The organism is Edwardsiella anguillarum ET080813 (assembly GCF_000264765.2).
GTDB classification, from domain to species: Bacteria; Pseudomonadota; Gammaproteobacteria; order Enterobacterales; family Enterobacteriaceae; genus Edwardsiella; species Edwardsiella anguillarum.
Genome location: NZ_CP006664.1, coordinates 3,609,919 through 3,625,041 on the forward strand (window position 1 = coordinate 3,609,919; position 15,123 = coordinate 3,625,041).

Sequence of the window (15,123 nt, forward strand, 5' to 3'; positions counted from 1 at the left end):
GTTAAGTGTAGCCCGTTTTCCCTTTCCGGGCGCCGAGTTCACCCCAAATAATCCTATGCAGCCGATCCGCCGCCGCACGGTCGAGCCAATGTCACCGATGACGGCGGCGGGGATGGCGCGGGTACTGTCGATGTGGGCCGGGGTGTGATAGGTTAGATTAGCGTCTCCCGATGGCGGCTGCGGACGTTTGCCAGGCCAGATCGAGGGGAGACACCCGGATTGACTCCTGTTTTTGGCGAGGTCGTGTAATGAAAGACGCGTTGCTGTTCAATGAAGCCTGTCAACTCATTGGGCTGGCGGTGATCCGTTTGCACCAGCATGGGCTGGAGGTAAACAGCGGGAATATTCTGGCGCACCTGCAGGCCCATGCGTCGATGGCGGAGCATGCGCCCCGGCAGAGGCAGATAGCGGAGACGGCGATCGATATACTGGGCGATCTCTAGGGCGCGCTCCACGCCCGATACCATCAGGATGACGGCGCTATCACTCGTATGCCTCTTGCCGCCACATCCCATCTCAGATGCCCGTTTTGCACCGGACGTTTTCATTAGCGACGGCGCGCCTCAATCACCTGCCGCGGGGTAACGTCGTGGGAAAAGGCATTGCCCCTGGCACCATGATGATGTTTCGGCTTGCTGGCTTCCTGCGCTGCCGCAGCTGACTGGACTGGCCGATCCATCTGTAGAGAAACGCTGACGTCGTGTTCCAGAACCATATGTTGTGGCGGTCCCGGGCGGTGCTTTCCGCGCGCGAAACGTCATCGATCAGGTCGCACTCCAGCGCGACAAGGTTTTTTTCTATGATCATGTCGTGCTGACTGAGCCCCCCGAGAATAGGCTGCGAGCATTGCTAAGCGCGATCCCGATCCGGCGCGGCTTGGTAGGATGAGCGAGATAGCCAAACGCCTGCCACATCCCCCGCCGGTGTGTGCGGCAGAGTTTACCGGTGCGATGGGGGTCAGCCGCCAGCCCGCCGAGAAAGGCGGGGCGTCGATGATCCGGCCGAAGAGAGCGTCGGTACGATGTGTTCAAGCACGCCCATATCGCTCCCCCACTGACGATGAGGGGACAAACGATGGGGATAAGATGAGTCATGACAGAGGATCCGGGGGCGCTTCGCTATGTGGCAGCCCGTTGCCTGCACCGTAATCCGTAACGGTGCTCAGCACGACGAGGGGCGAAGGGGGATGATACATTCAGGCGGCCTGGCATCCCCCCTGCCGGTGCCTCAAGGGGAGAGAGAGCTATTGGACGCCACCGGTGGCGTGAGCGCTTAATCTGAGGCGCTTGGCCCGTGGGCTGGCGCGGAAGGCGGAAAAGGGGGGAAGGCTCCGCCGCCTAACCCGGTATGGCTCTATTCTGGTTTTTTTATTTTTCCGCCAGCGGATATAATGAGGGTCACGCTTTGATTTAATGCCAGGTTACGTCCTATGCTTGCTGAAATAATAAAGCGATGCCTCAATAATGACGCCGGATGTCAATCCATTTATCATTCTGAAAAAATTGACCCGCTGGCTGAGGTGAGCATCGTCATTAATCTATGGGAGATTAATGGAGAGATAAAGTTATTATTGACGAGAGAGGATGACCTGATCCCCTCCAACGGGAGCGTTTGCCCGGAGTGTTGGATTAAATGGGAGGTGCTGAATGCTGAGGAGGTCGGTATTACGCCCAGATACAAATCTTTTATCAGTGAGTGTCAGCAGAACTACTGGCTGAAGCAGCAGCTGCTCCTGCCGTGATCAAGATAATAGCGGCTACGTCGTGCGGTGAAGCGTGGCGGCCAGGCGGCGAGGAGAGCGCCGGATAAGGCCCGCCAGATCGTTGGCGTATAGCGCTATGGCGCCGTTGGAATGTAGCTAACGTCCATGGCGTTAGCGCACTGGTCAGCCGGTCAGCCGGTCAGCCGGCCAGCCAGGCGGATCGCTGGGGAGATAGCTCCCCGAGATCCGACTACGTTGTCCCCCTGGGCACCACCGTACCAGACGCGCTGAATATCGTTTTGCACGGCCGGGGAGTGTATCGTGTATGCCCGGCGCTACGGCTGGAACAACCGCCGGTGATCGTGAGTAAGGCCCTAATCAGCGGCGATTCTTATAACTAAATCTTTATCGACCAGTCAAAAGTCCACGGAGGCGATACATAGCCGAATTCTGCCGGGAACTCCCGACGCTCGTCGTGGGAATCTGTACCGCTACCGATATAAACTCCATCTCCATGAACTACTACTGAAGATTTACGGTTTAAACGGCAACGGACTGAAGGGACGAATAGTGGTTTATTGGCTAAACGCTACCGTTGCTCCGATTGAACCACATGCTACTTGCTATCGCGACCGATTACGATTATTACACGACGATTAGGAGATTGGTTCAATCTGCTTTAAAAACTGAATTTCAGGGGCTTTCTCCACGATCCCTGTTATTTCGTTGAGCAATGAAATAAAGTAAGGCATCTTACAATGGTGGTCAAATGCAACCTGATCGATAAATTGTTCTTGGAATACTAAAACATGGGGATGGAGGCTGTCTTCATATAAGAAATAGCGCACGCAGCCAGGCTCCGCTCTGCTTACCTTGACCATCTTCAACAAAATATCACGAAGCATGATTTCTTTTCCTTTCTTCGCTGTAAAGGTGGCGGTTAAGTTTATCATCGTGATTCCTCTTTTAAATCGCAGTTGTTTATGGGCGCAGTTTATTGATATCTTCCGGCTCTTTCGATAAATTCAATTTGATAGCCATCAGGGTCACTGATAAAGAAAAACGTTGCCAGTACCTCTCCTTGATGATGAAATGTCTTAACTTCTCCCGGTGTTAATCCTGCTACAAGCAATGCGGCATGTGTGGTGTTGATATCACTAACGGTAACAGCAAGGTGCCCATAGCCGGAGCCATGCGAGTAAGGAGTATCTCTATTTGTGTTATAGGTTAACTCTAGCTCAAATGCGCTTTCTTGATTAGTAAGATAGACGAGGGAGAAATCGTCAAAGTCACATCGTTGCTTCACTTTGAGTTGTAATGCCTGAGCGTAGAATTTGATGGATCGATCCAAGTCAAAAACTCGAATCATTGAGTGTATCATTTTGGCCATGGTGCGCTTTCCCGCTGTTATCAATGAGGATAAAGATAGAGTTTTGTTGCTGACTGAGGGTAGTAGCTATTTACTACCGAAGTATTTTTCCTGGTGGGGGATGGTTACCTGGACGCGAGGGCCGCGGACACCGGCTTATCGGTACTGCCAGGCCTCTTTTACATTGCTTCCCAGAGAGTGCGCGGAATATGCCGAGGGTAGGCTCACATAGTCAGGCGAATCAGCCACCGGCATATGGATTGCTTTGATCTGATATGCGACAACCTGCGCCAGAGCGGTATGCGGTGGGTGAGTGTGTCAGCGCGACCATGGTGTATTGAATATGAATATAACGAAGAACATCCTGCGTACAGGATAGTCTGTCATCGCTCCTTTCTAAACGGCAGAAAGCGGCCAGAGACGCTGACTGGCAGACGGTATTAAAAAGCGAAGGGATGACTGGGGTGACCGGCGCGAGAGATAAACGGGGTTAGCCTCTCGCCGTAGATAAAAGGCGGCACGGTGCAGATGAATGTTGAGGCGGCTATATGTTTGAGTGATGACGGTGTCTTAGGTGTGCCATGTTACGCCTCACTAAATTGAGCAACCGTATTTTCGAGGTGTATCAAGCATGAGCATCTCAGCAATGATGAGAAGTTTTTCATATCGATCTTATTATCTAAGGCTTCCATGTAGAGCTTGGAGATAAACTGCCCTAACGTTTTTCCCTGAGATATGGCGAGATTTTCTAATATCTCCCAGAATTTGTTTTCTAGGCGTATGCTGGTGACGTGACCACAGATACGTACGGAGCGGGCACTACTGGTATAATTAAAAGGGCTTTGCCCAGAAAAAACTGTACACATAAACCATACCTGATTGCTAACAAGTGTTAACTATAACATGGATGGAGACCATCGCGTAGTACTCCAGTACTACGCGATAGCTCACGGGGTGGTGATAGCCTTACGCTTCTTTCTCTGTTGGTTTGCTGTGGATGACGGCTCTGAGTTCCCCACAATATTAGAACCTGGCCACATCAGAGCGCCGGGCATTTTGCCGACTTGGGATAAATTTCCCTGGGATCTAGCTAGTTAACGATGCATGGGGCTATTTCGGTTATATGCATGTTGCCACTGCTCGATATTTTCCTGCATATCGTCCAGTGACAGTAACCTATGAGCGCTCAGACGTCCATCCTAAAGGAATGTTGCTCGTATGTTGCTTTAACTTTTCATAGTTGTGAAAATTAATCTTGGAAACTCCCATATTTCTGCAGACTTCCTCTACTTGAGTGCCGGTTTCGGTTTGCTTCAGAGCAAAAGCAGCCTGTTTCTCGATATAATGTATCTTTTCCATGCCAGAAAACCTCTTTTTTCAGGAGAAGAAAGACCGAAAGCACTACTTTACGTTGGTACTTAACAAAGGGGGAGTGGTCAGCCAGTCAGATTACTGCTGTGTCAGTAAACGAGCCAGGTCGGTTCACGTCAGTTTTAATACTTATACCCGGGCGAAATTGCACATCCATTAACTAAGCATGCTGGCACGCTTATACTGTTGATTTGCTAATAATCACAATTAGAATTTTTAATTTTCAATTTCAATAAAAAAGCAGGATTATGTGAATAGTCATGTAATCTCATTATTCTGAGCATATTATCATGTATCGGTTCGTTAACAAAAATGAATCCTTTGCTGCATATGGTTTTGCTGATTTCTTTTTGTCTCACCACAGTCTTGCTCAGCCAGGTAAAGATGTCAGTATTAGAATACTTACCGCTGAATTGCCTTACAGTGCTAGTCAGCATTGCATACTTCAAGAATTAGCTGTTAATATTGATGATGATTTTTGTATTATACTTGATGGTGTAAAAACAAATCAGGAGGCCGATGGTATTTGTTTTTTAAATGAGAAGGTAATTGTTGCTAGTCTTGGGCTCTCCATTGAAAATATGAAAAAAATAGTCGCCGTTATTGATGATGTCATCAATGGCGTGCTTGAGTGTGATAGATATCAAAGAGAGCCTGATGCGCTTATCTGCGCTTTAAATAATTCAACCGGTTATAAGCTTTGTCTAGCTCCACTTAATCACTCAGAATTCCGGGTTCTCAGGGCTATCGTGGATGGCCAAGGAACCGCTATTTCTGCAGGGCAATTACATAGAAGCGTGAAGTCAATTTCTAGTTATAAACGTAGTGTTATGCGAAAGTTAAAGGTTAAAAGTATATCTGAGCTACATTTCAGGCTTTGCTTAGTCAATATATTCCCCCAGGAAGGTGTGTTTTTCCCCGTGAAAATAACGTATCAGACATGACAAATAGGTGGAGCTATCGATGTAGTACTGATATGCGGTTGAATGACTTTTCACCTATCCTCCTGAAAAACGTCCTCGAAGACGATTTTTAACAAGATTTGTCGAATAAATCCTCTTTGAGATAGGTTGCTTTGCAACAAACTACCTTTATCAGGAAAAAGAGATTGTACCAACTGACTTTCGTGGGCTTGTCCGGGCTCTGTACGATGCTTAACGGGAGACATCCTCCGTCTATAGCTAGATGGATTTTGGTGCAAAAACCACCGCGAGAGCAACCCAGGTTGCCATCTCAGGTGATATCGGGATGTTTTTTTGTGCTCAGGTGCACATTTGAGTGCACTGGTATTACGGCCATCGGTAAGACGGTGAAAGTTAAGAGATAAACGTAATTCATTGAAAATGATATTAATTACTTCTGATTTTTATTATCGATTAAATCGGTTGTAAACGGGTTTCCCATAGTCCGTATCGTTCAGGAAAATCGCACTATGGTGCACCGTAGTTTAATCTGCTGTGAAAACATGACATTACTATACTCAGGTGATGAAAAGATACTGCTTAATGCAGGGGGAAGGTTATCTTTCATGGATTCTCGCGCTTTATGGAATGGTTGATATAATCATTAGTGCCATTGGTAATGTTTTGCAACAGAAACCATCGATTGTTCCGCATGCTTAGAAGTCGAGGCTATTCTCTACTTAAATTCTTGGGATGAAACAAATGAATAAAATCTATAGTGTCATATGGAATCATGCAATTATGGAATGGACTGTTGCATCTGAGTTGGGGAGAGGGAGAAAAAAAGTTCATCCCCCAGATCGGGATCTAAAGTCAAAGGTAATGTTTATCTGGTTGCTCTGGCATTACCTCTTATGGCCGGGAATACGTATGCACTCGACGTTAATGGCTATACTGATTTCAATTCTTCAACAACAATTTCAGACGGCTTGCAGTGGAATACTACGGCAACGGTACAGGTTGATGCCGGAGCAGATGTCGTTGTTTCAAATCCGTTAGATAGCTTAACATTGAATATGGCCCCTGCCGGTGGTGGTAATACGTCTTTGTGGATAAATGGGGGAACATTAACTGCCAGCAACACCGGAACCTTGTTGATGGGAAACAATAGTATGCTGCAAATAGGCGGAGCCCATCTGGGCGGTCTTGATGCTACACAGCAAGGAGGCTCATCCGGAATTCTGTCAGTTGGCGACTTAAAAACTTCGTCTGGCGCAACGGATGCAACCATCTGGATGTTTGGCTCGTCAACTACGACCGCTAAATTATATGCGGACAGTATTGATCTTGAAGCTGATAGAAATAATTTCAATATTGCTTCGGCAGGTGCTTCGGAGTTGGCTGGTGATATTTATGTTAAAAACAACATGACTATAATTAATAAATCTGGGGGTTCGTTTCAGTTACTTGGTGGTTCAACTCTTGATGTTGGCGGCAATCTCTATCTCGATACAACCAATGGTCGTCTTCTTGTTACCACCAATGATAATAAAGGTTATGGGATTAATGTCGGTGGTGATTTTACATTGATAAATAATGTTAGATTATCATCTAATATAAACGATGTTTCTACTGATGCTGCTATTTACTCTACTGTTGTAAATGTCAATGGCAATATCAATTTAATAGGGCAAAACGTTGGACGAACGGGGCTGCAAATTATTAATGGCACTGGTTCTGGGATAACAACGCTTGGCAATTTTAATATATCATCCACAGTAAGTGGAAATACGACTGATGTTATTTTTGGCCATGCAGCCAAAGTCAAAAGCGCCAAGGATATTAATATCAGTAGTGTAGCTGGAGGGGGGGTGAATCTTTATATTGGGGACTCAAAATATGGCTCTCCAGCGGATATTTCTGCAAATAGCATCACCATGTCAGGGGACGGAAAAAATAAAATCATATTCAACAATAACAAACCACATGGAATCGGTGCGGATAGTTATGTATTTGATGTGTCAATAAATGGCATAGGCAATGTTGAGCAGCAGACAGGGCATACAACTTTAAGCTCTGCATCAAATTATAATGGTGGAACCGTAATAAACGGTGGTTTACTATCGATCACCAATAACAAAGCGTTAGGAGCTGGACGTGTTGCTATTAATACAGACATGACTGACCCTACTACGGGGCTAGATATAGCATATGCTGATGGCTCTGATTTTGCTAACACATTGAATGGAAATGGAAATACAACCATTTCTGGTGATGCAAAAATCGTCAGTGACAATAGCAGTTATATGGGGAACTGGAATGTGGTTGGTGTGGGGAGAACAGCAAAGGATGTGACGGATAGTCATATTGGCTTTGGTTCTGGAAATGTAAACATTTCCGCTTCCGGGTCTTTCATTGCTGATACCAGTGGTTCATTTAAATTTAATAATAAACTTACTGGTGATGGTCAGTTTATTGCAATGAATAATGGTGGTAACTTTGATTTTGCGTCATCAGTTGGTAATGAATTTACCGGTGATGTGCTTCTCGAAAATAATGAATTTCTTCTGGATGGAGATAACACTACCGCACTTGAAAACGCCACGCTACATATCGGGAATAATAATATAACAACTGTTGGTGATGGAATAAAAAATATTGGTAGTATTAGCTTCAATGGAGGAACGCTTGTATTTGGTCACGTTTCACCAGGAAGTATGATTAGTGACAAATTTATTGAAGCTAGCACAAATCTTGATCTTACAGGTACAGGAACTATCCAGGTCACCAATGGCGATAGCTTTATAAATACTCCCCACACGCCGGATGGTTCACGCCCGTTGCTTCAGCAGGATGATAACGGGGTTATGGTCAAACTAGCGGATAGCAAAGGGAGCGTAGCGGGTAGTGGTGGTAACCTTAATTTAATAGATGAAAATGGTAATGCTATTTCCGATGCCATCATAACTGATATCAGCCAGAACGGAGAAACGATTGCTAAAGGTACCTATGATTATCGACTGACCAGTAGCGATAACAACGACGGGCTGTATATCAATTATGGACTGACCAAAGTAGAGCTTCTAGCACAAGGTGATAATGCACTAACGCTGACAGCAGAGGGTAATATTGGAAATGAAGCTGACCTAAGTGCTCAAGTAGTCGGTAAGGGTGATCTACGCATCAATACAGATACTGATGTATCATTGTCAAATAGTGAAAACAGTTATACCGGTGTTACATGGGTGACAGCTGGCGGATTAAAAATGGGTAATAATAATGTATTGGGGAATACCCAATTGCTAAATTTGGCTGATGGAACCCATCTAGATATGAACGGCTATACCCAAACGCTACAGAATCTGAACACAGAAACCGGCAGCACCTTCGATTTTAACCAGGGCGGGTTGACGGTAAATAATGGCTCTGTAGCTGGCACACTGGTTGGAGCAGGAAGTCTTACCGTCACTGGAGGGGCGCTGACGGTAAGCAGTAATAATGAAAATATGTCTGCAGATACCACTATTACTTCTAATGGTATGATCCGAATGCTTGCTACCCAGGCGCTGGGTAGTGGAAAATTAAATAATCAAGGCGTTTTATATCTTGGTCAGAATGATGCTACATTCGCCCTGCCTGCGGCAACAACTCTTGCCCGACAATCACAGTACCAGGTCGGAGAATTAACCAATAGCGGTACGATAGTTATTGGTCATAATGATGCAAATAACAATCCTGTTGCAGGTACCACTCTGACAGTAAATGGAAATTATATCGGTGATGGTGGACATCTGCAGTTTAATACTGTGCTCGGAAATGATAGTTCGCTGACGGATAAACTTGTGGTAACCGGCGACACTTCAGGGAAAACTGGGGTAAGTATAACCAATGCAGGAGGGAAAGGTGATGAGGCCATAAATGGTATTGAGATTATTTCTATAGGTGGGAGTTCGGCAGGTGAGTTTACTCAAGATGGGCGAATTGTGGCTGGTGCATATGACTACTCGCTGGTGCGAGGGAAAGGCGATAGTAGTAACAATTGGTATCTAGTTAATAATGGAAATCCAGTTCCTCAGCCGGATGTTCGTCCGGAAGGGGGCAGCTATGTGGAAAACCTTGCTGCAGCCAACAAAATGTTTAATACAACCCTGCATGACCGTCTCGGTGAAACTCAGTATATTGATGCGATTACTGGTGAGAAAAAAGTTACTAGCCTTTGGCTACGCCAAATTGGCAGTCATAATGGCTGGCACGACAGTAGTGGTCAATTAAAAACACAGAGTAACAGTTATGTTTCTCAATTGGGCGGTGATATCGCTCAGTGGTCTTCAGACGGTCTTGATCGCGCTCATTTTGGTTTGATGGCCGGCTACGGTAATAACAAAAATAATACGCATTCTTCAGTAACCAGTTACAGTTCAAAGGGATCTGTCAGCGGTTATAGCGTTGGAGCTTACGGAACCTGGTTTGCAAATGATGTTGATAAAGCCGGTTTGTATGTGGACAGCTGGCTCCAGTACAGCTGGTTTAATAACCACGTAAATGGGCAGGAGCTTTCTGATGAATCCTACAGTTCAAAAGGTCTTACGGCTTCAGTTGAAACCGGCTATACGTTTAAAATGGGCGAATTTACTGGTAGTCATGGTATGCGCAATCAATGGTTTATCCAACCCCAGGCACAAGCAATCTGGATGGGGGTGAGGGCTGACGACCATCGTGAGAACAATGGTACCCGAGTTAATAATGATGGAGATGGTAACGTTCAAACTCGCTTGGGATTAAGGCTCTACTCGAAAGGCCACCATGCGATGGATGCAGGTAAAGAGCGTGAATTCGAACCTTTTATTGAAGCTAACTGGCTGCATAATACCCGTAGCTTCAGTACAACTATGGATGGCGTCCGCATCACTCAGGCTGGCGCCCGCAATCTCGGCGAAGTGAAAGTCGGTATTGAGGGGCAGATTAATCCACGAGTGAATCTGTGGGGGAATGTCGGCACTCAGATGGGGGATAAGGGGTACAATGATACTAGTGCAATGGTAGGTATTAAGTACAACTTTTGATATCAACTTGACCGGGGATTATTCCCCGGTTTTTCTGGACTGACCCCACCACGCTTGGCAATCCAGGGTCAGTCCATCCAATCCACTCTCGGAGGATATTTTCTGCCCCCGAATAAGGCACCGGTCATTCACTACGCATTGTCTAGCGTGGGTTTCAGGCTGCCAACCATGAGCTCTGGGCGCACCCAAGCATCAAACTCTGCCTCCGTCAGGTAGTGGAGTGCCAATGCCGCCGCTTTCAATGTGAGTCCCTCTTTGTGCGCCTTCTTGGCAATTTCCGCGGCCTTGTCATAACCGATATGGGGATTCAACGCCGTAACTAACATTAATGATTCATTGAGCAACTGATCGATCCGCTGATGGCTGGGTTCGATACCGACCGCGCAGTGTCGGTTAAAACTGTCCATGCCATCGGTCAGCAACCGTATTGACTGCAGGAAATTGTGGATCACCATCGGCCGATAGACATTGAGTTCAAAATTCCCCGATGCCCCGCCCATATTGATGGCCACGTCGTTCCCCATGACTTGGCAGCAGAGCATGGTCATCGCCTCGCACTGCGTCGGATTAACTTTGCCCGGCATAATCGAACTGCCAGGTTCGTTCTCCGGTATTGCGATCTCACCGATCCCGCAGCGAGGACCCGAAGCTAGCCAGCGGACATCGTTGGCAATTTTCATTAATGATGCCGCTAGGCCCTTTAACGCGCCATGTGCATGAACCAGCGCATCACAGGCTGCCAGGGCCTCGAATTTATTTGGGGCGGTGACAAAGGGTTCTGAGGTAAGCGCTGCCAGTTCGTCGGCGACTCGGCAGGCATATTCAGGATGGGTATTTAATCCGGTGCCGACGGCTGTCCCCCCCAGCGCCAATTCAGATAGATGTGGTAAGGTGGATTCAATATGTTTCAGGTTATGCTCTAGCGCTGCCACCCAGCCGGAGATCTCCTGTCCTAGCGTTAGTGGTGTGGCATCTTGCAAATGGGTCCGGCCTATCTTCACTATATTAGAAAATGCCTGCGATTTTTTTTCTAAGGTTGCTCTCAACTGGTTTAGCTGTGGCGTGAGATGACGATGTAACGCCAGTACGGCGGCGATGTGCATTGCGGTGGGGAAGACATCATTCGAACTTTGACTTTTATTGACATCGTCGTTGGGGTGAACTTTCCGCATCATACCGCGTTCCCCACCCAGCAGTTCGCTGGCTCTGTTTGCTAATACCTCATTCATATTCATATTGCTTTGGGTGCCGGAGCCCGTTTGCCAGATGGCCAGGGGAAACTCATCGGGATGGCGATCGGCGAGAACCTCATCCGCTGCCTGCATAATTGCCGCAGCTTTATCCGTATCCAACAGTCCCAAATCCTGATTAACCTTGGCCGCCGCTCTTTTTGTCAGTGCCAAGGCATGGATCAGCACCCGCGGCATTTTCTCGGTAGAAATCCGGAAATGCTCCAGAGAGCGTTGAGTTTGCGCCCCCCATAGTCTATCAGACGCTACATCTATAACCCCCATCGAGTCTTTTTCACTGCGGTGATCTACCATAATTAATTCCTTAGTTACATTGTGATAAATAACTGGGGCATCTTGGTAATCCAACATTTACTCAAAGTATATTGATAGCAGGGGAGAACGCTAACTTATACTGTATGTTAATCTATCGATGTCGAGATACCAGCATTGGTGATTCTCTCTGTGACTTGCGTTGGTTTTTAGATGCCTTTGGCATGATCTTCACGAGGGAATGAACATGTGTATTGCTATTGCTATTGCTATTGCTGGTGTGTTATTTATTTGGGGCTCAGGCCATGCTCCGTTTTGCTCTCAAACGTTATGTGAATAATGAAGGGTAGAATGATAACTTCACTCTGAAAATAGAGTTCCCGCCAGCCTGATGATACTGGTGGGAGCCGAGTAGGCCTATTTTACCAAGTGCTGCCATCGTTATTTTCCACGACGCGATAGATAAGAGATAATATTATCATAGGTAGACAAAGGTCAATCCCAGGTTGGTTATTGCCGCGGCAGCCATAGGGATCGCCGTGCGTTTCACTACCTGGAATGGCGATACGCCAGCGATGCCAGAGATTGCAACAATTGCTGCTGTAATGGGGGATACCGTTCGACCAAAACTGGTCATAATCTGCATCGGCAAAATGAGGGTCACCACATCGATCTTCAAGAAAGCCGCGATTCTTGGCGTGAGTGCCGCGAATGAGAAAAATGCCGCATTTCCTGACCCCATCAGGAAGGCTGCCAGCGCCAGGATAAAACTCATGACAACGATCATGGTTCCAATGCCTAGGCCAGCGCTTTGCGCTGTAGTAATCAGCTGATCTACGGCACCTATTTTGAGCAGACCGTTGGCAAATAACTCGCCGGAAACGATCAGCGATACCACTACCACAAATTGTTTACCCATCCCCTCAAAGAAGAGCATGAAACTATCAAGTACGGCCTTAGCACTACGTAAGCGGATATATTCAAAGAACAGTGCGATAGTAGTGCTGATAATCATTGCGGTAGTAACGTCTAATTTGATCACCTTCTGCATTAATGGGCTGAAGCCTATAATCAGGATCAATGGAATGATCGGCAATATGGCATAATAACGTGGTGGGCAGTCGTTATCCTGGTGATCGATCTTATCAATGTGTGCTGGGTTGAATACAAAACCCTCACGCTTATCCCACCATTTCTGGATAAAGAAGTGAGTAATTGCCACAACAAAGATGATAGGAAGGGTCACGGGTAATTGATATTTTATAAAGTATGTCGCTGGGTCCAGATTAGCCGTTTTAGCTGCCATGATGACGTTACCGGAGCCCGGGCCATGATCAATAAACTGGCAACAACCGATGACGGCCAGCGCGGAGAGTGGACTGACCCCTGCACGGATCAGGATTGGATACATTGTCACCATTAACAGCATACCCAATCCAGCATGACTTGGGATGAAGATCACCAGGATCTGGGTTACCAGGAATGAAATGACTAACAACATATAAGGTGAGCGTACCGATTTTAGCGGTTTTTCAAAAATTGAGAATAATGCTTTGCTCGCACCCACGTGCTCCATATAGCGGGCAAAACCCGCTATCGCCATCAATGTTAAACCAAGTCCTGCTAATCTTAGGCTAAGAATGTCAGAAAATATCTTAAAGATATCAAAATACTTTAAATGGGTGGTTTTCTCTGCGGGCAATATTGTGCCTAAGTCAAATACTGCCGTTAGAGTAAGTAATAGTATCCCTCCCAGTAAAAGTACTGGTTGGGGTTTGTATTCTTTAGCCAGTAGATACACCACCAGTGTAGTGACTAGTCCTGCCAAAATAAGTTCCAGCATAGTTTTCTCCCATCACCGTTGGCAACGGTTTAGTCTTTATTTAAATACCCGGAATGCTTGTGCTAGATCGTTAATAAGGTCATCGACATCTTCCAGCCCAATATGTAGACGAACGAATGGGCCGTGTGTACTCCAGTCGGAGGCGCTGCGGGCTCCGTGCACATTGGCCGGTAATACGAGACTCTCAAAGCCCCCCCAAGACGCGCCGATACCAAACAGCGTTAGGCTATTAATAAAATTATCACTGTCCGTCGTGTTGTATTGCGTTTTAAACTCAATGGTCAGTAATCCATTACTTCCCGTGCAGTCACGTTCCCACAACTCATGGCCCGGATGATCTTCCAGTGCGGGGAACCATACTTTTTTGACTTCGCGACGTTGTTGTAGCCATTTGGCAACGCACAGGGCCGACTGGCCATGAACTTCAAGGCGGGGGGCTAGAGTTCGCGCCCCACGTAAGACTAAAGCGGCATCATCAGGGCTACTGCACTGGCCCAATGCCTCCGGCAGAGCGCCAATCTTTTCCCATGCGTCTTGATTGGCAACAATAATTCCCATCATGACATCAGAATGGCCGCACAGGTATTTGGTCGCGGCAATGACGGATACATCGGCACCTAGCTTCAGCGGATTATAGAGATACCCAGATCCCCAGGTATTATCCACTGCAACAGGAATTCCCCGTTGATGGGCAATGTGACAGATAGCAGGCAGATCAAGCATTTCATACAGCAAGGAGCCCGGTGACTCTACGAATATTAGTTGGGTCTCCGGGCGTAGTAGTGATTCAAAATCACTCCCGTCGGTTTTAAAAAAATCATATTGGATATTATTGGGGCTCAAGAAGGCGTTGGCAATTTTCCGGACCGGTTCATAAATCGAATCTGCAAACAGAACGTGTCCTCCGGAACGGGCATAGCCCATGATGGTCATCGCAATTGCCGCTAGTCCCGTAGGGAACAGCCAAGCACGGTATCCGCCCTCCAATTCGGTGACTAATTGCTCCAGAGCAAACGCATTATCCGTACCTCGAGCACCATAGCTGAGTAACCGTTCGCTTTCTCTACGCTTGCGGACATCGCGCCAGATTTCTAATGAATCGAAAAGAATTGTACTCGCGCGCATTACCGGTGGGTTTACCGGCGTCATACCCTGATATGCCTTTCGACCACTATGAATTAGTTGTGTTTTACGGTTTTGCGTCATTTTGTCCATGCCTTATAATAAATATATTAACGGAATGATGCATATACACCTATAGAAAGGTGTATGCGCCAAATACTAAACTACTTTTAGTTGGAGAGGCGGCATTAGCCGGTTTTATTTTCCTTAATTACGCTAGCATAATCAGAATTAGCTTGAAAATCATTC

At 46.7% G+C, this 15,123-nt stretch carries 12 protein-coding genes and 1 pseudogene; 5 read left to right on the forward strand and 8 right to left on the reverse strand.

The window, feature by feature from the left end; all coding sequences use genetic code 11:
* Nucleotides 1–248 precede the first annotated feature (248 nt).
* Nucleotides 249–443 (forward strand): DUF2767 family protein, encoded by a 195-nt coding sequence (locus ETEE_RS16305; protein WP_015461414.1) that lies wholly within the window; start codon nt 249–251, stop codon nt 441–443.
* 986 nt (nt 444–1,429) lie between these two features.
* Nucleotides 1,430–1,741, forward strand: a complete 312-nt coding sequence (locus ETEE_RS16315; protein WP_034165062.1) for a hypothetical protein — start codon at nt 1,430–1,432, stop codon at nt 1,739–1,741.
* Between the two features lie 617 nt (nt 1,742–2,358).
* Here the strand turns inward: ETEE_RS16315 and ETEE_RS16320 are convergent.
* From ETEE_RS16320 to ETEE_RS16330, 4 genes are all read right to left on the reverse strand, one after another.
* On the reverse strand, nt 2,359–2,655 hold the full coding sequence (locus ETEE_RS16320) for a putative quinol monooxygenase (protein ID WP_034165063.1): 297 nt from the start codon (nt 2,653–2,655) through the stop codon (nt 2,359–2,361).
* Between the two features lie 41 nt (nt 2,656–2,696).
* Nucleotides 2,697–3,092 (reverse strand): VOC family protein, encoded by a 396-nt coding sequence (locus tag ETEE_RS16325; protein WP_034165064.1) that lies wholly within the window; start codon nt 3,090–3,092, stop codon nt 2,697–2,699.
* A 563-nt stretch (nt 3,093–3,655) separates the two neighbouring features.
* A complete protein-coding gene (locus ETEE_RS20440) occupies nt 3,656–3,937 on the reverse strand; it encodes a ribbon-helix-helix domain-containing protein (RefSeq protein ID WP_049703772.1) in 282 nt (93 codons plus the stop codon).
* Between the two features lie 310 nt (nt 3,938–4,247).
* Nucleotides 4,248–4,430: a hypothetical protein gene (locus tag ETEE_RS16330; protein WP_049703773.1), complete on the reverse strand. Its 183-nt coding sequence runs from the start codon at nt 4,428–4,430 to the stop codon at nt 4,248–4,250.
* A gap of 302 nt (nt 4,431–4,732) precedes the next feature.
* On the opposite strand from ETEE_RS16330, the gene ETEE_RS16335 reads away from it, so the two are divergent.
* Nucleotides 4,733–5,386 carry a helix-turn-helix transcriptional regulator gene (locus ETEE_RS16335; protein WP_034165065.1) on the forward strand — a complete coding sequence of 218 codons (654 nt, stop codon included), beginning with the start codon at nt 4,733–4,735 and terminating at the stop codon, nt 5,384–5,386.
* Nucleotides 5,387–5,529: 143 nt separating this feature from the next.
* On the opposite strand, the pseudogene ETEE_RS22025 reads toward ETEE_RS16335, so the two are convergent.
* A pseudogene (locus ETEE_RS22025) lies at nt 5,530–5,869 on the reverse strand (transposase family protein); the annotation flags it as partial.
* Nucleotides 5,870–6,106: 237 nt separating this feature from the next.
* Here ETEE_RS22025 and ETEE_RS22375 point away from each other — a divergent pair.
* Nucleotides 6,107–6,403, forward strand: coding sequence for an ESPR domain-containing protein (locus ETEE_RS22375; protein WP_158407652.1), 297 nt, complete (start codon nt 6,107–6,109; stop codon nt 6,401–6,403).
* A gap of 1,118 nt (nt 6,404–7,521) precedes the next feature.
* Complete coding sequence (locus tag ETEE_RS19510) at nt 7,522–10,407, forward strand: autotransporter outer membrane beta-barrel domain-containing protein (protein WP_081926438.1); 2,886 nt, start codon at nt 7,522–7,524, stop codon at nt 10,405–10,407.
* A gap of 131 nt (nt 10,408–10,538) precedes the next feature.
* On the opposite strand, the gene fumC is transcribed toward ETEE_RS19510, so the two are convergent.
* From fumC to metC, 3 genes are all read right to left on the reverse strand, one after another.
* Nucleotides 10,539–11,951, reverse strand: coding sequence for a class II fumarate hydratase (fumC, locus tag ETEE_RS16345; RefSeq protein WP_034165067.1), 1,413 nt, complete (start codon nt 11,949–11,951; stop codon nt 10,539–10,541).
* 436 nt (nt 11,952–12,387) lie between these two features.
* A complete protein-coding gene (gene dcuC / locus ETEE_RS16350; RefSeq protein ID WP_034165068.1) occupies nt 12,388–13,752 on the reverse strand; it encodes a C4-dicarboxylate transporter DcuC in 1,365 nt (454 codons plus the stop codon).
* Nucleotides 13,753–13,788: 36 nt separating this feature from the next.
* Nucleotides 13,789–14,958, reverse strand: a complete 1,170-nt coding sequence (gene metC, locus ETEE_RS16355) for a cystathionine beta-lyase (RefSeq protein WP_034165069.1) — start codon at nt 14,956–14,958, stop codon at nt 13,789–13,791.
* Nucleotides 14,959–15,123: the final 165 nt, after the last annotated feature.